This is a genomic window from Enterobacter cloacae complex sp. 402C9 (assembly GCF_050030745.1).
GTDB lineage: Bacteria > Pseudomonadota > Gammaproteobacteria > Enterobacterales > Enterobacteriaceae > Enterobacter > Enterobacter intestinihominis.
This window is the reverse complement of record NZ_JBLGUW010000001.1, coordinates 3,276,321-3,299,364: the sequence shown is the minus strand read 5'-3', so window position 1 is coordinate 3,299,364 and position 23,044 is coordinate 3,276,321. Positions and strand designations below refer to the sequence as shown.

Annotated in this window: 20 protein-coding genes; 12 read left to right on the top strand and 8 right to left on the bottom strand. The window is 47.9% G+C overall.

Features of this window, described 5'->3' with window-relative positions:
• Positions 1-137 precede the first annotated feature (137 nt).
• A complete protein-coding gene (locus ACQG1K_RS15725) occupies positions 138-2,327 on the top strand; it encodes an EAL domain-containing protein (RefSeq protein ID WP_155024726.1) in 2,190 nt (729 codons plus the stop codon).
• 45 nt (positions 2,328-2,372) lie between these two features.
• Here ACQG1K_RS15725 and nupC read toward each other — a convergent pair whose 3' ends face one another.
• Positions 2,373-3,560: a nucleoside permease NupC gene (gene nupC / locus ACQG1K_RS15720; protein WP_022648934.1), complete on the bottom strand. Its 1,188-nt coding sequence runs from the start codon at positions 3,558-3,560 to the stop codon at positions 2,373-2,375.
• 345 nt (positions 3,561-3,905) lie between these two features.
• Here nupC and ACQG1K_RS15715 point away from each other — a divergent pair, with 345 nt between their 5' ends.
• Positions 3,906-5,144, top strand: coding sequence for an Nramp family divalent metal transporter (locus tag ACQG1K_RS15715; protein ID WP_032623830.1), 1,239 nt, complete (start codon positions 3,906-3,908; stop codon positions 5,142-5,144).
• 33 nt (positions 5,145-5,177) lie between these two features.
• On the opposite strand, the gene ypeC is transcribed toward ACQG1K_RS15715, so the two are convergent.
• Together ypeC and mgrA are read right to left on the bottom strand one after the other, a co-directional pair.
• The gene (gene ypeC / locus ACQG1K_RS15710; RefSeq protein ID WP_022648932.1) at positions 5,178-5,525 is read right to left on the bottom strand and encodes a DUF2502 domain-containing protein YpeC; all 348 of its coding nucleotides are present in this window, start codon (positions 5,523-5,525) and stop codon (positions 5,178-5,180) included.
• Between the two features lie 126 nt (positions 5,526-5,651).
• Positions 5,652-6,650 (bottom strand): L-glyceraldehyde 3-phosphate reductase, encoded by a 999-nt coding sequence (mgrA, locus tag ACQG1K_RS15705; RefSeq protein WP_046619041.1) that lies wholly within the window; start codon positions 6,648-6,650, stop codon positions 5,652-5,654.
• Positions 6,651-6,836: 186 nt separating this feature from the next.
• Here mgrA and ipdC point away from each other — a divergent pair, with 186 nt between their 5' ends.
• Entirely contained in the window at positions 6,837-8,495 is a 1,659-nt protein-coding gene (gene ipdC, locus ACQG1K_RS15700) for an indolepyruvate decarboxylase (RefSeq protein ID WP_038416470.1), read from the top strand.
• Here ipdC and ACQG1K_RS15695 read toward each other — a convergent pair whose 3' ends face one another.
• Positions 8,496-9,734 carry an ion channel protein gene (locus ACQG1K_RS15695; RefSeq protein ID WP_367075072.1) on the bottom strand — a complete coding sequence of 413 codons (1,239 nt, stop codon included), beginning with the start codon at positions 9,732-9,734 and terminating at the stop codon, positions 8,496-8,498.
• A 205-nt stretch (positions 9,735-9,939) separates the two neighbouring features.
• On the opposite strand from ACQG1K_RS15695, the gene glk reads away from it, so the two are divergent.
• The gene (gene glk / locus ACQG1K_RS15690; RefSeq protein WP_022648928.1) at positions 9,940-10,905 is read left to right on the top strand and encodes a glucokinase; all 966 of its coding nucleotides are present in this window, start codon (positions 9,940-9,942) and stop codon (positions 10,903-10,905) included.
• 35 nt (positions 10,906-10,940) lie between these two features.
• Here glk and ACQG1K_RS15685 read toward each other — a convergent pair whose 3' ends face one another.
• Positions 10,941-11,672, bottom strand: a complete 732-nt coding sequence (locus tag ACQG1K_RS15685) for a LytR/AlgR family response regulator transcription factor (RefSeq protein ID WP_032623833.1) — start codon at positions 11,670-11,672, stop codon at positions 10,941-10,943.
• Positions 11,673-11,685: 13 nt separating this feature from the next.
• Positions 11,686-13,383 carry a sensor histidine kinase gene (locus tag ACQG1K_RS15680; protein WP_367075069.1) on the bottom strand — a complete coding sequence of 566 codons (1,698 nt, stop codon included), beginning with the start codon at positions 13,381-13,383 and terminating at the stop codon, positions 11,686-11,688.
• A 387-nt stretch (positions 13,384-13,770) separates the two neighbouring features.
• Between ACQG1K_RS15680 and alaC the strand changes: the two genes are divergently transcribed.
• Complete coding sequence (gene alaC / locus ACQG1K_RS15675; RefSeq protein WP_048965698.1) at positions 13,771-15,006, top strand: alanine transaminase; 1,236 nt, start codon at positions 13,771-13,773, stop codon at positions 15,004-15,006.
• A 57-nt stretch (positions 15,007-15,063) separates the two neighbouring features.
• Here alaC and ypdK read toward each other — a convergent pair whose 3' ends face one another.
• The gene (gene ypdK / locus ACQG1K_RS15670; RefSeq protein ID WP_099458937.1) at positions 15,064-15,135 is read right to left on the bottom strand and encodes a membrane protein YpdK; all 72 of its coding nucleotides are present in this window, start codon (positions 15,133-15,135) and stop codon (positions 15,064-15,066) included.
• A 359-nt stretch (positions 15,136-15,494) separates the two neighbouring features.
• The gene (gene lpxP, locus ACQG1K_RS15665; protein WP_168713920.1) at positions 15,495-16,415 is read right to left on the bottom strand and encodes a kdo(2)-lipid IV(A) palmitoleoyltransferase; all 921 of its coding nucleotides are present in this window, start codon (positions 16,413-16,415) and stop codon (positions 15,495-15,497) included.
• A 453-nt stretch (positions 16,416-16,868) separates the two neighbouring features.
• On the opposite strand from lpxP, the gene ACQG1K_RS15660 reads away from it, so the two are divergent.
• From ACQG1K_RS15660 to yhhB, 7 genes are all read left to right on the top strand, one after another.
• Positions 16,869-17,714, top strand: coding sequence for a DUF6387 family protein (locus ACQG1K_RS15660; protein ID WP_000800350.1), 846 nt, complete (start codon positions 16,869-16,871; stop codon positions 17,712-17,714).
• A 412-nt stretch (positions 17,715-18,126) separates the two neighbouring features.
• Complete coding sequence (locus ACQG1K_RS15655; protein ID WP_057102462.1) at positions 18,127-18,528, top strand: H-NS family nucleoid-associated regulatory protein; 402 nt, start codon at positions 18,127-18,129, stop codon at positions 18,526-18,528.
• A 562-nt stretch (positions 18,529-19,090) separates the two neighbouring features.
• Positions 19,091-19,984: a hypothetical protein gene (locus ACQG1K_RS15650; RefSeq protein ID WP_057102463.1), complete on the top strand. Its 894-nt coding sequence runs from the start codon at positions 19,091-19,093 to the stop codon at positions 19,982-19,984.
• Positions 19,985-20,024: 40 nt separating this feature from the next.
• Positions 20,025-20,804 (top strand): GNAT family N-acetyltransferase, encoded by a 780-nt coding sequence (locus tag ACQG1K_RS15645; protein WP_060616363.1) that lies wholly within the window; start codon positions 20,025-20,027, stop codon positions 20,802-20,804.
• A 70-nt stretch (positions 20,805-20,874) separates the two neighbouring features.
• Positions 20,875-21,414, top strand: coding sequence for a hypothetical protein (locus tag ACQG1K_RS15640; protein ID WP_060616027.1), 540 nt, complete (start codon positions 20,875-20,877; stop codon positions 21,412-21,414).
• A 341-nt stretch (positions 21,415-21,755) separates the two neighbouring features.
• Positions 21,756-21,917 carry a YhhA family cyclophane-containing RiPP gene (gene yhhA / locus ACQG1K_RS15635; protein ID WP_001593559.1) on the top strand — a complete coding sequence of 54 codons (162 nt, stop codon included), beginning with the start codon at positions 21,756-21,758 and terminating at the stop codon, positions 21,915-21,917.
• 6 nt (positions 21,918-21,923) lie between these two features.
• Positions 21,924-23,042 carry a cyclophane-forming radical SAM/SPASM peptide maturase YhhB gene (yhhB, locus tag ACQG1K_RS15630; RefSeq protein WP_057102454.1) on the top strand — a complete coding sequence of 373 codons (1,119 nt, stop codon included), beginning with the start codon at positions 21,924-21,926 and terminating at the stop codon, positions 23,040-23,042.
• The last annotated feature ends 2 nt before the right edge of the window (positions 23,043-23,044 follow it).

Here is a 23,044-nt window from a genome sequence, read left to right as displayed (position 1 = left end):
AACGTCATTTTCTATACCTCACCTCAATCCAAATCAATAAATAAGTCCATAAATAGACCTAAACTTGATTCGTCCAATTAATAAACCTATTATCGATCCGGTCAATAAGACGATGGTTAAATAGATTACCCGGATTAATGAATAGAAAAATTTACAATAATGTAAAAATATTTATGATTGCCCTGGCGCTAAGCCTGATTGCGATCCCCTTTTCCCGTTATATCTCTCCGCGCGCTATCGTTAACGAAAATGATGTTTATTTAGCGTGGCTGCCCTTAAGCGCCATGCTCGCCATCGTGTTGTTATTTGGACGACGGGCAATCATTCCTTTGTTGCTAAGTTTTAGTGTTACTAATGCTTATTACTTTGATTTAGCCCCGCTACAATCTATCGTTTTATTATGTTGTCAGACGTTTTCCGTCTTCGCCGCCTGTGGCGTTATCCGTTTGATGCTGGGCAAGCGCTGGCGCCACAGCATGCCGAATAAGTACATTGGTATACGTATTTTATGGCTCGGATTTATGGTGCCTGTGGGCATCAAATTATCGATGTATCTGGCGGGGTATTTATTTGATTTCCCGGTAACAATCTCCTCCTATTTCGGCGAAGGCTCTGCAATTTATAACGTTATCGATATTCAGAGTCTGATTTGCGCCGCCCTGATTTTCACCATGATGTTCTATTATCCATTAAGAATGATTATTAATCCTCGCTATGCCCGAACATTCTGGCGGCGAAGCGTGAAGCCCCTCTTTTGCAACAAAAAAGCGTTATTTATCGTTGTGTGGCTGATGCTGTTGGTCTCAATGATCGCTATTTTATGCGCACCTTTTGAGTCGCAGTTTATTGCGGGTTATTTGATGCCGACCGTTTTCATTCTTTTTACCCTGGGTATTGGTCGTTTGAGCTATGCGCTCATCTCTTTATTCTGGGCAGCCTCAGCGCTCATGTTGTTGACCTATAATTATAATTTTCTCAATGGCGTTGAATCGGGCCACTCGCTCTCCTTTATTCTGTCGGTACTCATCTCTTTCGCTATCTGCCTGCTTTACATGTCGCAGATCTATCAGAAAAGTGAATGGCTGAAACAGGGGTGGCAGGAGAGGGCGCTTACCGATCCGCTCACCGGTCTGCCTAACATTCGTGCGCTGGAAGTTTTTCTACAGCATCATCCTGAGGCCAAAGTCTGCTGCTTGCGTCTGGATAATCTGGAATTCCTGAGCCGTCACTACGGCATCCTCATGCGCGTGCACTGTAAAAAGATGATCACCGCGTCGCTGCAGCCGTTATTGCAAAAAGACGAGAAGCTCTTCCAGTTACCAGGCAGTGAACTGATGTTGGTCTTGCTGGGACCGGGCACGGCTGAACGTCTGCAATTTATGGTTGACCATCTGAACAGCCGTAAAATTATCTGGAACAAGACTGAGCTCGACATTGAGTTTGGTGCCTCCTGGGGGGAAGTGCCAAATGGAGAAAGCGTGCATCACACGCTGGGTCAGTTGAGCTGGCTGTCCGAGCAGTCCTGTTCCGGGCATAACGTCCTGGCGTTGACTAATAGTCTGGATGATGTTTCTGGTCATACGACGGACAGGGTGCTAATGCTGGCCCGTATAAAACGCGCCCTTGATATCGGTGGTCTCCATCTTTACGCGCAGCCAATACACAACGCGCGCGGAGAAGGGTACTTTGAAATCCTTTCGCGTCTTGAAAGTGATGGTGAGATCATCACCCCTGACCGCTTTATTCCGCTGATTGCTCAGTTCAACCTGAGCCACCGATTCGACCTGAACGTGGTGGAAAAATTGCTGATGTGGATGCGCAGTCATCCATCCGGACGGGCCGGAACGCGGTTCTCCGTTAATCTGATGCCGCTGACGCTGATGCAGAACGAGATTGCAGCTGAGATCATTGCGCTTTTTGAACGCTACGCCGTTGCACCGCAAGATATCGTCATTGAGATCACCGAGGAACAGGCTTTCTCTGACTCGGGAAGCAGCATCAACAATATCCAGCAGCTGCGGGATTATGGCTTCCGCATTGCTATCGATGACTTTGGTACCGGCTATGCTAACTTTGAGCGCCTGAAGCGACTGGAGGCCGATATCATTAAGATCGATGGCTGCTTCGTGAAAGATATCTGCACCGACAGCATGGATGCGATGATCGTGCAGTCCATTTGCAACATGGCAAAAACGAAATCGTTTTGTGTGGTGGCTGAATATGTGGAATCGGCTGAACAACGCGAGATGTTGCTGCGATACGGCGTTGATTATTTGCAGGGCTATTTGATTGGTAAACCACTGCCCCTGACGGCGCTGGAGACATAAAAAAACCGGGAGCGATGGCTCCCGGTTTTCATTGAGCGATATGGATTACAGCACCAATGCTGCGATAGAGGCAGACAGGACGCTCACCAGCGTTGAACCGTAAACCAGCTTCAGGCCAAAGCGAGAAACGACGTTACCTTGCTCTTCGTTCAGGCCTTTAATCGCACCAGCGATAATACCGATGGAAGAGAAGTTCGCGAAGGAGACCAGGAAGACGGACAGGATCCCTTCCGCACGCGGGGAGAGCGTGCTGGCAATCTTCTGAAGATCCATCATCGCCACGAATTCATTGGATACCAGTTTCGTTGCCATGATACTGCCCACCTGCAACGCTTCGTGAGCGGGCACACCCATTACCCAAGCGACGGGGTAGAAGATATAGCCCAGAATACCCTGGAACGAAATACCAAGTACGGCCGCAAACAGGGCGTTCAGCGCAGCGATCAGTGCGATAAAGCCAATCAGCATCGCGGCAACGATAATCGCAACCTTGAAACCCGCCAGAATGTATTCACCCAGCATTTCGAAGAAGCTCTGTCCCTCGTGCAGGTTTGACATCTGAATGTTCTCTTCGCTGGCATCCACGCGGTACGGGTTAATCAGCGAAAGAACAATAAAGGTGCTGAACATATTCAGAACCAGCGCTGCAACCACGTATTTAGGTTCCAGCATAGTCATATACGCGCCCACGATAGACATGGAAACGGTAGACATTGCTGTCGCCGCCATGGTGTACATGCGGTTACGGGACATCTTGCCGAGGATATCTTTATACGCAATGAAGTTCTCAGACTGACCCAGGATCAGCGAGCTGACTGCGTTAAAGGATTCCAGCTTGCCCATGCCATTAACTTTCGATAACAGGAAGCCGATTGCACGGATAACCACCGGCAGAACACGAATGTGCTGGAGGATCCCGATCAGGGCAGAGATGAAGACGATAGGGCAGAGCACTTTCAGGAAGAAGAAGGCCAAACCCTGATCGTTCATGTTGCCAAAGACAAAGTTAGTCCCGTCGTTGGCAAATCCGAGCAGTTTTTCGAACATTTCGGAGAAGCCTTTCACGAAGCCGAGGCCTACGTTGGAGTTCAGGAAGAACCACGCAAGTAAAACTTCAATGACCAGCAGCTGGACAACATAGCGAATACGAATATTTTTGCGGTCAGTGCTGACCAGCAATGCGAGTGCAGTAACGACAACGAGTGCCAGGACAAAATGAAGGACGCGGTCCATATTTGCTCCAAATATGAGGCAGGTTTAATTTCCGTGCACATTCTATGTAACAAGCACAAAGAAAACGAGATCAAGCCCACACTATAGTTACATCCTGTGACGAGTCTCAAAAATAGTGATCAACAATACATTTTTGTTATGTTAGGTAAATGAGTGAAAAGTTAAGTTTGTGTGCTACGCTTCACAAATGTCTGCGCATTTTCACATTCTGTGACCTTGCTCCACCTGCCTGTCCATTGTCCCTGGCTATCAGAGTAATCATGTTAACCATTACAAATGAACTTGATAATCATTCTCATTTTGATAGCATAAAACATAGCACAGGCTATATTTCCAGAGGCAGAAATGACGAATAGTCGCGTAGAGAGTAGCAGCGGCAGGGCGGCACGCAAGCTGCGGTTTGCATTAATGGGACCTGCATTCATTGCCGCGATTGGCTACATCGATCCGGGTAATTTTGCGACCAATATTCAGGCCGGGGCCAGTTTCGGCTATAAGCTGCTGTGGGTTGTGGTGTGGGCCAACCTGATGGCGATGCTGATTCAGATGCTTTCCGCGAAGTTGGGTATTGCCACCGGGAAAAACCTGGCGGAGCAAATCCGCGATCACTATCCGCGTCCGGCGGTATGGTTTTACTGGGTTCAGGCGGAAATTATCGCCATGGCCACCGATCTCGCCGAGTTTATCGGGGCGGCGATCGGCTTTAAGCTTATTCTGGGCGTCTCCCTGCTACAGGGCGCCGTGCTGACCGGTATCGCCACGTTCCTTATTTTGATGCTCCAGAGGCGGGGTCAAAAACCGCTGGAGAAAGTCATCGGCGGCCTGCTGCTGTTCGTCGCTGCCGCCTATATTGTTGAGCTGATTTTCTCCCAGCCGAATCTGGTGCAGTTGACGAAAGGGATGGTGATCCCGTCGTTACCCACCTCTGAAGCCGTATTTCTGGCCGCCGGGGTGCTGGGGGCGACCATTATGCCGCACGTAATTTATCTGCACTCTTCTTTAACCCAAAATCTGCACGGCGGGACGAGTAAAGAGCGCTACTCCGCCTCGAAATGGGATGTGGCAATTGCGATGACCATTGCCGGATTTGTGAATCTGGCGATGATGGCGACTGCCGCCGCCGCGTTTCACTTTAACGGGCATACCGGGGTTGCCGATCTCGACCAGGCGTACCTGACGCTGGAGCCGTTGCTGAGCCATGCCGCTGCCACTATTTTTGGTTTAAGCCTGGTTGCTGCGGGACTTTCCTCTACGGTTGTGGGGACACTGGCCGGGCAGGTGGTGATGCAGGGGTTCGTACGTTTCCATATTCCACTGTGGGTTCGCCGTTCGGTAACGATGCTGCCTTCCTTTATTGTAATTCTGATGGGGCTGGATCCGACCCGCATTCTGGTGATGAGTCAGGTGCTGCTGAGTTTCGGTATTGCGCTGGCGCTGGTGCCGCTACTGATATTCACCAGCAACAAATCGCTGATGGGCGATCTGGTGAATTCGACGTGGGTGAAACGCGCCGGGTGGGCCATTGTGGTCGTGGTGGTGGCGTTAAACATGTGGTTGCTGTTAGGCACAGCAGCAGGCCTGTAAAAGAAAAAGGAGCCGTGAGGCTCCTTTTAGCTGTTAATGGTGATGGCCGTGACCATGGCCTCTGCCTTTTCCGTGACCCCTGCCGCCACGGCGGTCGTCACGATCGTTCCAGCCTTCGCGGTAGCCGCGCTCGTAGGCCTTACGCTTATCCCAGCCACGGTGATAGCCGTTATCGTGTTTCCACCAGCGGTTTTTACGCCACTCATAATGTCGGTGCCAGTAGTCACGGTCGCGCCAGTAGCCACCGTCCCAGTATCTGCCGTAGTCATCACGATCGCCAATTTGTAATTTAATCGATGGCAACAGGGTGATTTCGCCCGCATTGGCGACCAGCGGGGCCGAAGCCAGTAGTACCGCTGCAAGAATCAGTGACCTGAACATACTCTTCTCCTTCACGATCGGGGCCGCTGTGCGACCTGTTAACGCAATTTTACGAGTTGGTAAACATTCGTTTCATCGCCTCAACTCCTAAATCATGAACGAGAGCACTTTTTGCTAAAAGTGTTTTTAATCTGAACTGGACAGGATCGCTTCTATCGTCTTCAGCTCTTCTGCGGAGAAATGACGATTTTCAAGCATGCCTGCAGCATCATCAATTTGTCCGGTTTTGCTTGCGCCGATGAGCACGGATGTCACCGCATCGTGGCGCAGGATCCAGGCCAGTGCCATTTGCGAAAGCTTTTGCCCCCGTTTTTCCGCCAGCGCATTCAGCTTGCGTACCTTTTCCAGCTTTTTGTCGGTGATCTGGTCCGGATTAAGGAACTTACTGCCGCTTGCTGCGCGAGAATCCGCCGGGATGCCGTTCAGATAGCGATCGGTCAACTGTCCGCCCGCCAGGGGAGAGAAGGGGATACATCCCACCCCATTTTGCTGCAACACGTCCAGCAACCCCTCTTCAGGCGCACGTTCAAACATGGAGTACTTCGGCTGGTGGATTAGACAGGGCGTGCCCAGATCCTCCAGTATTTCAATCGCCTGCCGCGCCAGTTCTGCCGGGTAGTTGGACAGGCCGATGTACAGCGCTTTGCCCTGGCGCACCACATGGTCAAGCGCTTTCATCGTTTCACGTAGCGGCGTTTGTGGATCGGGGCGGTGGTGATAGAAGATATCAACGTACTCCAGCCCCATACGCCTGAGGCTCTGGTCCAGGCTGGAAATCAGATATTTACGCGAGCCCCAGTCGCCGTAAGGCCCGTCCCACATGGTGTAGCCCGCTTTGGTGGAGATGATTAGCTCATCGCGCCAGGGCAGGAAATCCTCCTGCAGGATGCGCCCGAAGTTGCGTTCGGCTGAACCAGGAGGTGGGCCGTAATTATTAGCAAGGTCAAAATGTGTAATACCCAAATCGAAGGCGCGCTGTAAAAGTTGACGGCTGTTTTCGAGCAGCGTCGCGTCGCCAAAATTATGCCAAAGCCCCAGCGAGATGGCGGGAAGCTTGAGGCCGCTTTGTCCACAGCGGCGATATTGCATTGTCTGGTAACGATTTTTGTCAGGTTGATAACCCATGAGCGAGACCTCTGGCGCTGGAAAGAAAAATCAGTGTATGCGTTTACACTAACCTGAAGAAAATGAGCATAGCTCAGCTTTTTTCGTAAAGCATTCTTTCCAGCCCCTGATTGTCGCCAATTCTGGACACCCTTCACGCTTATTTAATACTCAGAGTGAGGTCAACGTCAGAAGGACACCTATAATATGCGTACCCCCTATTGCGTCGCCGATTACCTGCTGGACCGACTAACAGATTGCGGTGCCGATCATCTGTTTGGCGTGCCGGGCGACTATAACCTGCAGTTTCTCGACCATGTGATAGACAGCCCGGACATCTGCTGGGTGGGCTGTGCCAACGAGCTGAACGCGTCTTACGCCGCAGACGGCTATGCCCGCTGTAAGGGATTTGCCGCACTCCTGACGACTTTCGGCGTTGGGGAGTTAAGCGCCATGAACGGTGTGGCGGGCAGCTTTGCCGAACATGTCCCCGTGCTCCATATTGTGGGGGCTCCGGGTATGGCGGCGCAGCAGCGAGGAGAGTTACTGCACCACACCTTAGGCGACGGCGAGTTCCGCCATTTCTACCACATGAGCGAACCCATCACCGTTGCACAGGCGGTGCTTACCGAACAAAACGCCTGCTATGAAATTGACAGAGTCCTGACCACCATGCTGCGGGAGCGCCGTCCGGGCTACCTGATGCTGCCCGCCGATGTGGCGAAAAAAGCCGCTACGCCCCCTGTAAGCGCTCTCACTCTTAACTCCGCACCGGCCGATTCAGCCTGCATGCAAGCGTTCCGTGAGGCTGCCGAAAAGCGTTTGTCAACGAGCAAACGCACCGCGCTGTTAGCGGACTTCCTGGTGCTGCGCCACGGTTTGCGCGCGGCCCTTCAGACGTGGGTGAAAGAGGTGCCGATGGCACACGCCACCATGCTGATGGGCAAGGGCATTTTTGACGAACGACAGAGCGGTTTTTATGGCACCTACAGCGGATCGGCGAGCGCCGCGGCGGTCAAAGAGGCAATCGAGGGGGCTGATACGGTGCTGTGCATTGGCACGCGCTTTACCGATACGCTCACAGCCGGGTTTACCCACCAGCTGACGCCAGATCAGACGATAGAGGTTCAGCCCCACGCGTCCCGCGTCGGCGACGTCTGGTTTACGGGTATCCCGATGAGGGAGGCCATTGAAACGCTGACAGCGCTGTGTAAAACGCATGTGTGTGATACGCGAGCGCCATCTGATCACAGCAGCTCTTCTTTCCCCACTATCGAAGGGGCGCTGACTCAGGAGAGCTTCTGGCGTACCCTGCAAACGTTTATTCGCCCCGGAGACATTATTCTGGCTGATCAGGGGACGTCTGCTTTCGGCGCTATCGATTTGCGTTTACCGGCAGACGTGAACTTTATCGTCCAGCCGCTTTGGGGATCGATCGGCTACACGCTCGCGGCGGCGTTTGGCGCGCAAACAGCGTGTCCGAACCGACGCGTGATTGTCCTGACGGGTGACGGTGCCGCGCAGTTGACCATTCAGGAGCTGGGCTCGATGCTGCGCGACAAGCAGCGCCCGATTATTCTGGTGCTTAACAACGAGGGATACACGGTTGAGAGAGCCATCCACGGGCCGGAGCAGCGCTATAACGATATTGCCCTCTGGAACTGGACGCAGATCCCGCAGGCGCTGAGCCTGGCGCCAGAGGCAGAATGCTGGCGCGTCAGCGAAGCGGAAACACTGGCGGAGGTGCTGGATAAAGTAGCACACCACGAGCGACTATCGCTGATCGAGGTGATGCTGCCGAAAGCCGATATTCCGCCGCTGCTGAGCGCGCTGACCAAAGCGCTGGAGGCGCGCAATAACGCCTGATTACCTGTCGTTTCGCCATGCCATCAACATCGGTTTGCCCGCCAGCAGGAGCCAGGCGGGCAACATCACGATACAAAGGAGCGGCAGAAGCGTGGTATCCGGCACCACAACGGCCGCCATAAACAGACTCAGCCATGCATCGCGCGTTACCACCAGTACCAGCCCCAGAATGGAGCAGGAGACGGTAATCGCCGCAGGGACAGCGTCGACGTGCTCATGCAGCATCAGCCCCAGCGCGACGCCAACAAATACCGCCGGGAAGATCCGTCCTCCCCGGAAACCACAGGCTGCAGCGATCACCAGCGCCGCCAGTTTTACCAGCGCGAACAGCAGATAATCGGAGACGCTAAAGACCTGGCTGAAGGCCAGTTGCTGCATCTCGTCCAGACCCTTAAACAGCGTAACCGTCCCGCCGATAGCGCCTAAAACGCCCAGAATAAAACCGCCCATACCCAGAATCAGCACCGGATGCTTCAGCCTGTGCATCAGACGATGCAGGCGCGGAAGACACCACACTGCGATCATTCCCAGCGCAATGGCTATCGCGACGACGACGGCACCGCTGACAATATCGGTGAGTTGCATCTGGCCATAGTGGGGGATGGGGAGTGAAAAATGGGGATGGAAAAACAGGCTGGTCGTGAGGGCCCCTGCTGCGGCGGCCATCAATGGCGCAAAGAGTTTATCCCACAGCGGCACATCATTATTGTCGCTGCTGAGCGTTTGCGAAAAGATGAGCGCAGCCGCTATTGGGGTACCAAACAGTGCCCCGATGGTACCGGCGGAAGCCAGAATCGTCCAGTCCAGCGCGCCAACGCGCGAGAAAAGACGCGCTCCCAGAAAGACCGCCAGCGCGATATTAACCGCCATAATGGGATGTTCAGGCCCGAGACTTACGCCGCCCGCAAGACCGATAATCAGCGCGATAACAAGCCCCGGCAGAGCAGAGGGAGATACTGGCGCACCAATCAAGGGTTCCAGTGCCGGGTCCGGCCCGGCATGGCCCGGGCTATAGCGGATCACCAGACCTACGGCAATTCCGGTCAGGGTCAGCATCATCATGATCCACCCTGGCGAGTCAGTGCTGATGCCAAGTTTAACCGGCAGCGCGGTCCATAAAATCGTTTGCAGCACTGCCGCTACTTTCATGACGACGATGAGCACCAGGCTCGACGCTACGCCAATAATTAGCGCCGGGACAGCCAATAACAGCATGGTTCTGGCTCGCGGATGGAGCATGATGATTTCCTTGTACAAAACGGCTTAACGTTACTTTGCACAATCAGCATTGTGGCAATAGTGCAAAAGGTGCTGAAACGGTAAAGTTATTATGTGACGAAGATCGATAATCCATGGGCAGTCACCTTCTGGTCGTTGTTGTTATCACGCCTTGAATTTACAGTGTCCCAAAGATTTATTCTGACTTTAGCGGAGCAGTAGAAGAATGACAAAGTATGCTTTGGTAGGTGATGTAGGCGGCACCAACGCGCGCCTTGCCCTGTGCGATGTAAACAGCGGTGAAATTTCTCAGGCGAAAACCTATTCAGGGCTGGATTACCCAAGCCTGGAAGCGGTAGTTCGCGTCTATCTTGAAGAGCATAAAGTGAGCGTTGAAGACGGTTGTATCGCCATCGCCTGTCCGATCACCGGCGACTGGGTGGCGATGACCAACCACACGTGGGCCTTTTCAATTGCCGAAATGCGGAAAAACCTCGGCTTCTCGCACCTTGAAATTATCAACGATTTCACTGCGGTTTCCATGGCTATCCCAATGCTTAAACCTGAGCATCTGATTCAGTTCGGCGGTACGGCCCCGGTTGAAGGCAAACCCATTGCTGTTTACGGCGCCGGAACCGGTCTGGGGGTGGCGCACCTGGTCCACGTCGACAAACGCTGGGTGAGCCTGCCGGGTGAGGGCGGTCACGTGGATTTTGCGCCAAACAGCGAAGAAGAGGGCATTATTCTTGAGGAGCTACGCGCCGAAATTGGTCACGTGTCGGCCGAGCGCGTGCTTTCTGGCCCGGGTCTGGTGAACCTGTATCGGGCGATTGTAAAATCAGACGGACGTCTGCCGGAAAATCTGCAGCCTAAAGATGTGACCGAACGCGCGCTGGCCGACAGCTGTATTGACTGCCGTCGTGCTTTGTCGTTGTTCTGCGTCATTATGGGGCGTTTCGGCGGCAACCTGGCCCTGAATCTCGGCACCTTTGGCGGGGTCTATATTGCGGGCGGGATCGTGCCGCGCTTCCTCGATTTCTTTACCGCCTCCGGTTTCCGTGGTGGCTTTGAAGACAAAGGCCGCTTCAAAAGTTACGTGCAGGACATTCCGGTTTACCTGATTGTCCACGACAATCCGGGCTTGCTTGGCTCCGGGGCGCATCTGCGTCAGGTACTTGGCCAGATCCTCTGACAACCGTCTCCCTCTCCTGCGGGAGAGGGAACGCGCTACAGGTGCATGAGCTGGCGGAACGCTTTCACTCTGCTGCGGCTTACCGGCACCTGAAAATCCAGATCCTTCAGACGCAAAATATAGGTGTTATTAAACCAGGGTTCGATCTCGCGGATCTTGTTCAGGTTGACGCAGAACGAGCGGTGGCAGCGGAAGAAGTGCGCTGCCGGGAGTTTGTTGCAAAATTCGGTGATGTTCATCGCCATTACGTAGGCCTCACGCCGCGTATAGACAAACGTCATTTTTTCGTGCGCTTCAGCATAGTAAATATCGTCGACAGGCGTGACGATGATCCGTTCGTCCTTCACCAGATTAATGGTGTCGTTTTCACGCGCTACCGGACTGGCACTGGTGGGCAGCGACTGCTGCTGCCATGCGGCTTCCAGCTTATGCAGCATGCTGATAATACGCGACTCCTGATACGGCTTGAGAATATAGTCAAACGCCTCCAGCTCGAAGGCTTCCACGGCATGCTCTTTCCACGCGGTGACAAACACAATAAACGGCTTGTGGGCGAACTGATTGATATTTTGCGCCAGCAGAACGCCGTCCAGAGACGGAATATTAATATCGAGAAAAATCGCGTCGACCCGGTTATGCTGCAAAAATTTCAGCACGTCCAGACCATCCTCAAAACAGCCAACAATCTCCATCTGGCTGTGGGTTTTGATAAGCCAGCTCAACTCCTGCTGAGCCAGAATTTCATCTTCTACGATGATGACTTTCATCTGTTACTCCGGCCTACGGCAACAAGGATATGGGGGCATTAACGGGCGTTCGTTCGTTCGGGACATAAAAAGCAATCTCGGTGCCCGGCTCAAGGCGGTGAATGTGCAGCCCGTCACCGTACAGCAGCTTGACCCGGTGGTGTACGTTCAGCAGCCCGATTTTATTTCCCGGCATTTCGTTTGATTCGACGCGCTCGATCACTTTCGGATCGATGCCGTGTCCGGTATCGCGCACGGCGATTCGCACGCGGTTACCGCTTTCCGTCACGCTAATCGTGACCACGCCCTTTCCTTTACACGGCTGAATGCCGTGAACAATGGCGTTTTCCACCAGCGGCTGGATCAGCAGGCTTGGGATCACGCAGTTGACCTCTTCATCAATATCGTAAATGACCGTCAGCTTATCGCCAAAGCGTGCCTGCTCAATCGCGATGTAATCCTTGATTTGATACAGCTCTTTTTTGATGTCGATCTGCTCGTCGTCTTTTAACTCAATGTTGTAGCGCAGATAGCGCGACAGATTAAAAATCAGCTGCCGCGCGGTATCCGGATTAAGACGAATGGAAGAGGAGATAGCGTTCAGCGCGTTAAACAGGAAATGGGGATTGATCTTGCTTTGCAGGGCACGCAGCTCTGCCTTATTTGCCATCTCGCGCAACTGCTCCGCACGCGAAACTTCGAGTTGGGTGGAGATGATCTGCGACAGGCCAATCGCCATCTCCTGGAGCGAGGAGGTGATTTGGTGCGCATGGCAGTAGTAAATTTTCAGCGTCCCCGTGACCACGCCTTTTTCCCACAGCGGGATCACCAGCATTGAGTGGATCTCTGGCGTCCGGTGGGCTTCATCATTGTTTTTAATGATGATTTTTCCGTAGTTAATCGCCTGTCTGGTGGTCGGGCTGATGGTATCGTCGCTGTCGCGATAATTGTGCTCACCGACGCCAACATAGGCCAGCACGTGGTCAATATTGGTGATGGCGACCGCATCGGCGTGAATATCCCGGCGGATGATATCGCAAACCTGACGTAAAGATTCGGTGTTAACGTGTCGGAAAAGCGGCAGCGTTTTGTTGGCAATATCCAGTGCCAGCTTCGCCTGACGCGCGGCGCTGGCCTCTTTTTCGCCTTCCACGCTTTGCACCAGCAGCACGATAAAGCCTATACAGACGCTCCCGAGGATCATCGGAATACCGATCTTCGAGACGATATCCAGCCCCAGCGCAGTGGTCGGTGCCCAGACGACGACCAGGATCATGGTTAGCGTTTCGCAGACCATCCCCGCGATAATCCCCGCACGCCAGTGCTGTTTTTTTGGGATTTTGCGGTTAATCCAGCCGGAGAGTATCCCGGCAATAATGCTGGTGATAAAGCAGGGGACTGCCGTCACGCCGCCAATATCAATCAGGTATCGATGGGTGCCGGCGATAATGCCTGTGATAATCCCGACCCAGGGACCAAAGAGGATCCCGCCCGACATGACGGCGATGATGCGCACGTTCACCAGCGAGCCTTCTACCGGCACGCCGGACCAGGTGCTGAACAGGGCAAACATCGAAAAGATAAACGTAACGGCCAGCAGCTCTTTTGGCGAGTGGGCAGATTTATGCAACAGTTCGCGAAACAAACGGATGCGGATAAGGAAAAAGAGACAGATCAGCATTAATGCCGCGCGGTCGAACACCGCCAGGAGCATATTGAAGATTTCGTGCACGGTCAGGCCTGGGAAAACGGGAAAAATCTATGATAGAAAACATAGGGCCAGATGACCAGCTATCCATCAGATTTATCAAATGGGGAAAAACCATAATTCTCAAAGGGGATTGCTGGCTTTTGACTGAAAGTCGCTGCTTTTTCGTTTGGGGAGAAGCGTCAGGTAACGATACTGAAAATATTGTGTTAAATCGCAGCGCTTAAAACTGCCTGTTCACGATAAGAGTTCCGCTTTTCACTGCAATCGCATTCCCGTTTTAGCGCAATATATTGTTTTGCCGTTATCCCCCTCGACAGCGTCTTTTTCTTCAGGTTATTTTCTAAGCATGCCACACGGGTGGCAGCGTCGCTCGGACGGTCCGGGCGCTAACGTGACTCTGAGGAATCTATGGCTGAATTCAGTCCTGAACGCCGTTTTACGCGTATCGATCGTCTCCCCCCTTATGTTTTCAATATCACTGCTGAACTGAAAATGGCTGCACGTCGGCGCGGTGAAGACATTATCGATTTCAGTATGGGTAACCCTGACGGCCCAACGCCGCCGCATATCGTTGAGAAACTCTGCACAGTTGCCCAGCGTCCCGATACCCATGGGTATTCAACCTCACGCGGCATTCCACGCTTGCGTCGGGCGATCTCCCGCTGGTATCAGGATCGTTATCAGGTGGATATCGATCCTGAAAGCGAAGCGATTGTGACCATTGGCTCCAAAGAGGGGCTGGCCCACCTGATGCTGGCGACGCTCGATCACGGCGATACCGTCCTGGTGCCGAATCCGAGCTACCCAATTCATATTTATGGGGCGGTGATTGCTGGCGCGCAGGTGCGTTCTGTTCCACTGGTGGAAGGCGTCGACTTCTTCAACGAGCTGGAACGGGCGATTCGTGAAAGCTATCCGAAGCCGAAAATGATGATCCTCGGTTTCCCGTCCAACCCAACGGCACAATGCGTCGAACTCGAATTCTTTGAGAAAGTGGTCGCGCTGGCTAAGCGTTACGACGTGCTGGTGGTACACGATCTCGCCTATGCTGATATCGTTTATGATGGCTGGAAAGCGCCGTCAATTATGCAGGTACCGGGTGCCCGTGATGTGGCGGTTGAGTTTTTCACCCTGTCGAAAAGCTACAACATGGCGGGCTGGCGAATTGGATTTATGGTGGGAAACAAAACGCTGGTGAGCGCCCTGGCGCGTATTAAAAGTTACCATGACTATGGTACGTTTACGCCATTGCAGGTCGCGGCCATCGCGGCGCTGGAAGGGGATCAGCAGTGCGTGCTTGATATTGCCGCCCAGTACAAACGCCGCCGTGATGTGCTGGTAAAAGGGCTTCACGAAGCGGGCTGGATGGTTGAAATGCCTAAAGCTTCCATGTACGTCTGGGCGAAAATCCCCGAGCCGTATGCGGCGATGGGATCTCTGGAATTTGCCAAAAAACTGCTTCAGGACGCGAAGGTTTGCGTTTCTCCAGGCATTGGCTTTGGTGACTACGGTGACACGCATGTGCGTTTCGCGCTGATCGAAAACAGCGACCGTATCCGTCAGGCTGTGCGGGGGATTAAAAGCATGTTCCGCGCGGATGGCCTGCTTGCAGTTAAGAGCGTCGTGGAACAATCCGAGTCGTAACGGACACCAAAAAAACAGGCGCCAACGGCGCCTGTTTTTTTGACTGCATTTTCTTAACTAGATCATCAGAGCAAACGTTCCGGCCCAAACTAAAACAATAACCGAAATGCCCATAAAGAAATATTTCACGTTTCATCGCTCCGCGTATCTTCCGGTACGCATTAAAAAAACAGAGTCCAACTGAGTATAGAGAGTTGAAATCATGCGAAAGGGGAAATCGGAATTATCCCGTTACGTCGCTAACTTCAGCTCTGAATTCTGTGCTTTCCTGTCGCCAGACGGCGCTAATGTACGCCTAAATTTCAGGAGTGACAAGAGGCATTTTTTTAAATAATTTCCGATACTTACGAGTGTCGTGGAACGGCGACAGTTTGATTTCGGTACGCAATAAATGCCTGTTGAGCGACGGTCGAAAAAAGCCGTTACGCACTGCGATTACAGGTGCTTGAAAAGGTTAGTTTCTTAGCGAAACTAACCTTCGAAAGGGGTTAGATATAAAGTGAGGCTTCGCCCAGAGGGCGGGTTTTAAAGCGGCGGTGCATCCACAGATACTGCTCAGGTGCTCGCATAATCTCAAACTCAATCACCTTATTGATAAAGGTCGCGGCTTCACTCTCATCCTCAGGATAGTTCGCCATCTCCGGTGAGATATGCAGACGATAGCCTGACTTATCCGCTTTTCTGACCATGGTCACCGTTAACATCGAGGCGCCAGAGAGACGTGAAATCACAAAGGTACCGTTCGTCGTAGCGACATCTTTAACCGCAAAGAAAGGGGCAAAGCTGCTGCCTTTAGGGCCGTAGTCCTGGTCCGGGGCAAACCAGACGGCTTCACCTTTTTTCAGGGCGCCAACCATACCGCGCAGATTGTTACGGCTGATCATCGCCTTATTTGAACGCATGCGGCCCCGCGTTTGTACCCATTCCATCAGTGCGCTGTTATGCGGGCGATAGGTTGCCATCATCGGCTGACAAAGACCCATAACGCGGCCGCCCAGCTCAAGCGACATAAAATGCACACCCACAACCATCACGCCGCGTTTTTGCATCTGGGCATGTTTGAGGTTATCCAGACCTTCAACGTCAAACCATTTACGGACACGCTCGTCTGGCCAGAACCAGGCCATACCGGTTTCAAGCAGCGCCATACCGATAGATTTAAAGTTTTCAGCGATCAGCGTTTCACGCTGCTGCGCGTTGTAATGCGGAAAGCAAAGTTCAAGATTTTTTCGGGCAATGGACTCGCGACGCTTAAGAAAGTGACGCGATGCGCTGCCGAGCTTCGAACCCAGGAAGCGAATCACGGGATAAGGAAGCTGGACCAGCAGCCAAAGTACGCCAAGGCCGAACCATGTAAACCAGTAGCGCGGGTGTAGAAATGCCCGCTGAAATTTGGATTGAGACAAAATAGTGGAACCTTTGTAAAGCCTGTGAAGGTAGCGCAGACTTCGCGATACCACGTGCCATTGAGACCGTAGGACGAGGTCATGGTTGCAGGCTTTACCGTTCTTTACGACGTTGCCTGGCCATTGCTGACTTGGGTGGGCGGCTTAATGTAGCACCGTTATACATTATGAGCTATTACTCGTTTTTGCTTAAAAAAGCGGCAATTGCAAAGCGGATTGATAAATCAGGGATTATAGGGGGAAATTAAAAGTGTCCCTGCAGGAATCGAAAGTGTAAATAATTATATGATTTAAAAAAGAAAATTTATAGTTATTCATTTTTATTCCAACATTTATACCAACAAGTAGCTAAAGACATTTCAATTGTGTGTGGAAAGTCGCATAACTTGCATAAGTTGAGTAAGTCTGACAATTTTAACACTAACAGATTATGGATTTTTGTTGGAGTGTATACTTATGAAAAATTGGGCTCCAGAGCATACGAAAGAGATCAAGTTATGGCTGGATATTAGTACTTACCGCAAATTTGAAGACCTCTCATTGATACAGTTCTACCATGAGTTATGGGCTCGGAACTTGTTCTTTAAGGAATATCGAGAAGATTTCGAGAGCAAAGAACTTATGGTGTATTTCTCGAAAATATTCAGCGGTAATCCCTTTTTGATCGAAGAAGGGCAATTGGGATACATGGCTCCTGCCAACAAGCTCTTTCAACCGCCACATTTTTTTCTAACCACACTTGACCGACTCGCTGAAACGAGCATTATTGCAATGCAACGTGGAGGATTTGTTTGGCATGAAGGTGATAATTATTCTATAAACAGAGAGCTTCGGGAAGAATCATTATCAGATATTATGCCAGATCAGTTTTCAAGAACAGTTATGTTCGAAATTGATCTTGCGAGTGGTACAGACGAAGAAATCGCTGAGTCGCTTAAAACAGCTCTCCCTCAATGGCGTAAAGTGAAGGGTATCGATGAGAACCCATTAGAGTCAGTTCGCTTTGGATATGGAACGATCAAGAAGTTAATCAGCTATCGTGTAATTCCTATGCTGGACATATTGGTATGGGCTGCCGTTAAAAAAATTAGAGTTTCTGATGACAGATTATCCAGATTGTTATATACAGATAATGACGAAGAAAGCGAAGTAAGATTGCCTAATCAAATAAAAGATACCGACAGACCTTTAGCACTTAAAGCGTGTACGATTGCCTTTATCAGGCAGTTTAATCACTTCATAAATAAGAATAACCATCTAAAACAAATTAAAGTTAACGACGTCATAAAACTTACAGATTAAAACAGTATACTTCAACCGTAGTAGCATGATGTTAAAACCCTATACTATATATTGTATATTTGTTTTAATGCCATTGAGGGGTAAGGTTATAATAAAAATACAGCGTGTTTTTTTGCTATAGATAATGTTAGTTTGAGCGATAGTATTTTGTGTATACATACAAATGACATAAAAATTTTTCATTTTTTAAGTGAAAAATATGATTTATCGGGGGAGGTGCTGACATTTATTACCATCAAGCAATCACTTCTATGAAGTCAATTTTGGAGTTGTCAAATCTTAATGAATAAGATTAACGAAGATTATTGTAACTAAATGTTTGTTGTTCTGTGTTTTTAATGTAAACTCTTGCATTTGATAAAGAAAATCATTAATAAAGTAATGCTCTAAACATCACCAGGAAGGAAGACATATGAGCGAATCTATAAAAATACTAAATAACATTCGTACGCTTCGTGCTCAGGCGCGTGAGTTTTCTCTTGAAACTCTTGACGAAATGCTTGAGAAGCTGACTACTGTGGTAGAAGAGCGTCGGCAGGAATACGTTTCCTATCGCAAGGAGAGGGAAGAGCGTCAGGCCAAGCTTGAAGCTTTCCGCCTGCAACTCCTTGAGGATGGCATTGACCCGGCAGAGCTGCTCTCTGGTTTGAGTTCGTCCTCTAAACCAAAATCCAACCGTGAACCACGACCGGCTAAGTACAAATACATCGATGAAAACGGTGAACAGAAGACTTGGACTGGTCAAGGTCGCACTCCTAAAGCTATTGCCACAGCTATTGAGGCTGGGAAGGCTCTGGAAGATTTTGCGATCTAATCTTTAATAAGTAACTTTTAATAAAATAAGCCGTTAAAAAGTAGATTACTAAAAACGGCTTATATAGGAATAAATAATATTTCATAGGGTTATATAGGAAGTTTAAAACTCATCAGTTATATTTCTTTTAGGTTTTTTTGTTGTTTTTTATTAATGCCCAAAGGGGTAAGGTTGTTTTCCTTAAAGTCTCTGGTTAAATATTTTAAATGCTTTGGAGTTTAAACTTTTTCTTTAGTTAGTAAAGGGATGTTTTTAAAAATAGATGTTTTTGCTTAAGTTTTTCAAATCTGAGTTTGGATTGCATTGAAATGATTCTGGGGTATGTAGTATTTAAATTGGTGGAAACTCTCTTGACATTATTTTTAAAAATAGCACGATTTAAAATAACCAAACCTAAATTTTTAGTATCTCATTGGATAATAATTAGACCCCAGAAAGCCATTTTACTAAATGCAATTCAAGGCTGGTGTACACACGGTAGAATATATTATTATGGAGTTAGCAACATAATAGTCAACATATGATATAAACATAAAACCACACAAACTTTCATGAGAAAATAATGCCTACAATCTCGTCGTCTAAAGTACCATCCCCAAAGTCTTGGGATGAATTTGAAGAAATTACCTTATCGGCAGCCAAATTGCGTTGGAACTCTACTGATTTTTATCGTTATGGACGGCAGGGACAGAAACAGGACGGTGTTGATATCTGGGGATATGATGGTAAACGCCACATCGGAGTTCAATGCAAGAATACGACAGGCGAGCTGGGTTTGGCTGTTGTTGAAACTGAGATAGCGAATGCTGAAAAATTCATGCCAAAACTGGAGCATCTCTACATTGTCACGACGGCCCCAAGAGATGCGAAACTTCAAAAATCAGTAAGGGAAATCTCCCAGAAACGTAGCAAAGCTGGAGATTTCAGGATCGATGTGCTTTTCTGGGATGACATTTGCAATGATTTGGCAAAGGATGAAGATGTATTCTTCGGGCACTATCCTCAATTCAAGTCTGATGATAATCCGGGGAAAAAGCATGACATTGCATTATGGAGTGAACTCACGACGTTGCTTCGCTCTGATGGTGTGATTAGTTTCTTGGATCGTACAAACATGGCCGGGTTTTCGTTCCGTGAATCGCAGCTTGAACCGATTCGTGAATTTTATTTCGAGTGGAACAACCCGGAGCACGAGTTCATTACGCCTGAGTTAGAAAAAATTAATAAGGAACTTTGGTCAGAGGTTGATAGGTACTACAACCTTATTGCCAATGAAACCTTTCCAGCAAATAATCCACAATTCAGTACAGTACCCCCTGAATGGGAGTTTGAACAACCAGATAGGTTTTGGCGGGTTGTGAATGCGCTACATGATCACGCTGGGAAGATCGTAAAACTGCACGCAGAAGTTGTACGCATCGGGCGAGGGAAATTTTTGAATAGTGGTAATAAATAATTATTTGATAATCAGAAAAGTAAATGTAAGGGGACCGGATATGACTACCGAGAATCAGAGTAATACTATCTCTAGTATCGCAACTACATATGTTGATAGACCAGAATTAGAAGTTCTTCAAATTTATGACAGAAGGAACCCTGAACAGATATGGGGGACTGGTATTGTTGAAACTATTTATAATGATCCCAATACGGATTCCATACAGGATTATTATAACGAAGACAGGATTACGATTTATTTTGAACGTATAACTGGTAAGGAAAATTCCAAGTTCTATTTTACTGCTTCACATACATATAGAGATTTCCCAGATTCAAAAAAAGAAATAATTTCCCTTACAGGGGGGAGTGTTTCTATACATAACTCCCTATACAGAGGTCAGAGAATTGGTACTTGGATGATGAATGAAATAGTTAAATGGGCAAAGCAATGGCCAGATGCTAACATTTTGAAAATTACACTTGGAGAAGGAGATGCCTATGATGAAAACATGGAAAGAAGAAATAGATTTTATGAGCAGTTTGGTATCGAATTTAATTATCACGATGAATCGCGGAAGACAGGGGCCTCACGCTCCATGAAAGCACATAAGTTAAATACAGTAGACTTTTGGGATAAGAATAAAAATGGTAATATTATAGTTCAGAATTGCCGTGACTTTATGATTTCAGTAATTACTAAAAATGATAAATTACTAAAAGAAAATAATGAAATAACCATCAAGAATGAAAAATTAAAGAAGAAGATAAGTTTTTTTGAAAGTAACCCAATCAAAACAGGGATTAAACAAATTCTCGGACTTAATAACTATAGATAATTTTACTCCATTAATTGACTTCGATTTTTTATATGGTATGTAACATAGAATGCATAGAAGGAGATGTTATATGATACATATCAATTTTTCAAATTGTCAGGAAAAAATTCAACGATATTTAAATATATTCTATAAAGAACATAAAATCTTTGAGGATAGATACTTGTCTGAGGAACTCATTGTTTTATTAAATAGATGGTCAACAGATAAGAAGAAACGTGATTATTATACTATTTTAGATGAGATTTTATTTGATATTCCAGTTGAAAAACAGATAAATTTCATCGAGTATTGGAGTGAAACAATACCTAAGCTTTCTAACGATTACCATTACTCTGATCCGAGAGAAGAGGCGTATCAGTGGTCCTCAATGGTCAGAAAAGGTGAGATAATGGTCAAAAAAGCAATTGAATTAAAATTATTGAATACTATCGCTTGGCCTGAGCTAATGTCAGCAGCGGAAGATATATTGCCAGAGTTTGAAATTAATAAATTAGTAGAAAGGTATGATGGTTTGGTTCCTGTTTGGGCTCTATGGCATGTAGTTAAAGAATATACTAATTTTATTGAAGGGCGCTTGAGAGAAATGAAAGTGGAAAATCTAAAGTAAACAAGCGAAAATAATAATAAAACATGAGTTAAAAGAGAACAACATAAATATTTTTCTCTAGCAGCCCAAAAATATCAGTCAGCAATGAATGAACAATACGCATAAATAGCCAGAGCACTCAATTAATGCTACTTATACATAGTGCTAATATAGGTTTTACGGATTGTTTTGTTTGTTTCGATAGGTAGCTTCTTTAAATAATACAGGGAATTAATTGTATGTTTATCAGGTGGTTATAATCTATAGCTATAATAATTGTATTTAAAATCAATTAATTAAAAATGAATTTACAGATTATTCTTATTATTGTACTATTTTGATAACAATTCAATGAGGATAGTATGATGCAAAACCAAACGGAAGAAGCAAAAAGAATCTTAAAAACAGATGGTTACAGCGGATCTAACCCGGTGTTATCTAGACTGATGGAAGAAGTTAGAAATGAAAAAAACACAACGGTAGGTAGCCGTTATGATCGAGTCCATAATCGCCATAACCGTTAAATTTCTATGCTTGATACAATTTTAATCAAGACTGCCAGTAGGTGCAATTTGGATTGCACCTACTGCTATGTATATCGCGGGGCTGATACAAGCTGGCAGGATCAACCCTATAGGATGAATGATACCACGATAGAAAAAGTGGTGGAAAGGATTACGGAATATAGTCTTTTACAGGAAACTGGATTTGCCATAGTTTTACATGGAGGTGAACCTCTTCTTTTGGGGGAAAGAAGACTTGAGAGTTTATTGTCAGGTTTAAGGAGAGTTTTAAATCCTCAAAAATACCCGATAAGTATACAAACCAATGGTGTTTTGATAACTGTGAAAATTTTGAACTTATGTTCAAAATATAGAGTAAGCATTTCGGTTAGCATTGACGGCACAAGAAAAGCTAATGATATCGCGAGGTTTACACGTGGTGGTAACAGTAGTTTTGAGGATGTAATTAACGGAATTAAAAAATTAAGTTCACACCAAGACCACGCCTTCTTGTTTGCAGGGACATTATCAGTAATACAACCGAATATTCCTGCTGAGGATACATATCATTACCTGAAGAGTATAAACTCTCCAAGTATAGATTTTCTATTTCAGGATGGAAATTATGATAGGATGCCTTATGGAAAAAAAGATCTTCAAACTACTGAATACGGAGAGTGGTTAGCTAAAGTATTTGAACTCTATATGGAAGATAGCAATCCTGTTCCGATAAAAATACTGGATGATATTCTCAAGATTTATTTGGGTGGTTCTCCAATAAAAGAAGGGAAAGGAAATAATGAGTTTGGTATTTTGATAATTGAATCTGATGGAGAGATTAGAAAGAATGATACATTGAGAGCATCATTTGAAGGTGTCGATTTTTTCAAAGGACGTCCGTCTGTTCATAATACTTCATTAATGGATGTAGTAGAAAGTGAAGAATATATAATTTATACGAAATCATCTTCACCTTTATCAGCAGAATGCCAGTTGTGTGAATATAAAGATGTATGTGGTGGTGGAATGCCATTATATCGATGGAGTAAAACTAAGGGGTTTGATAATCCATCAATATATTGTGCGGATCATAAGATAGTGATTAGTACAGTTAAAAAATTCTTGCAGCGGTCTAAATTATTATGAGT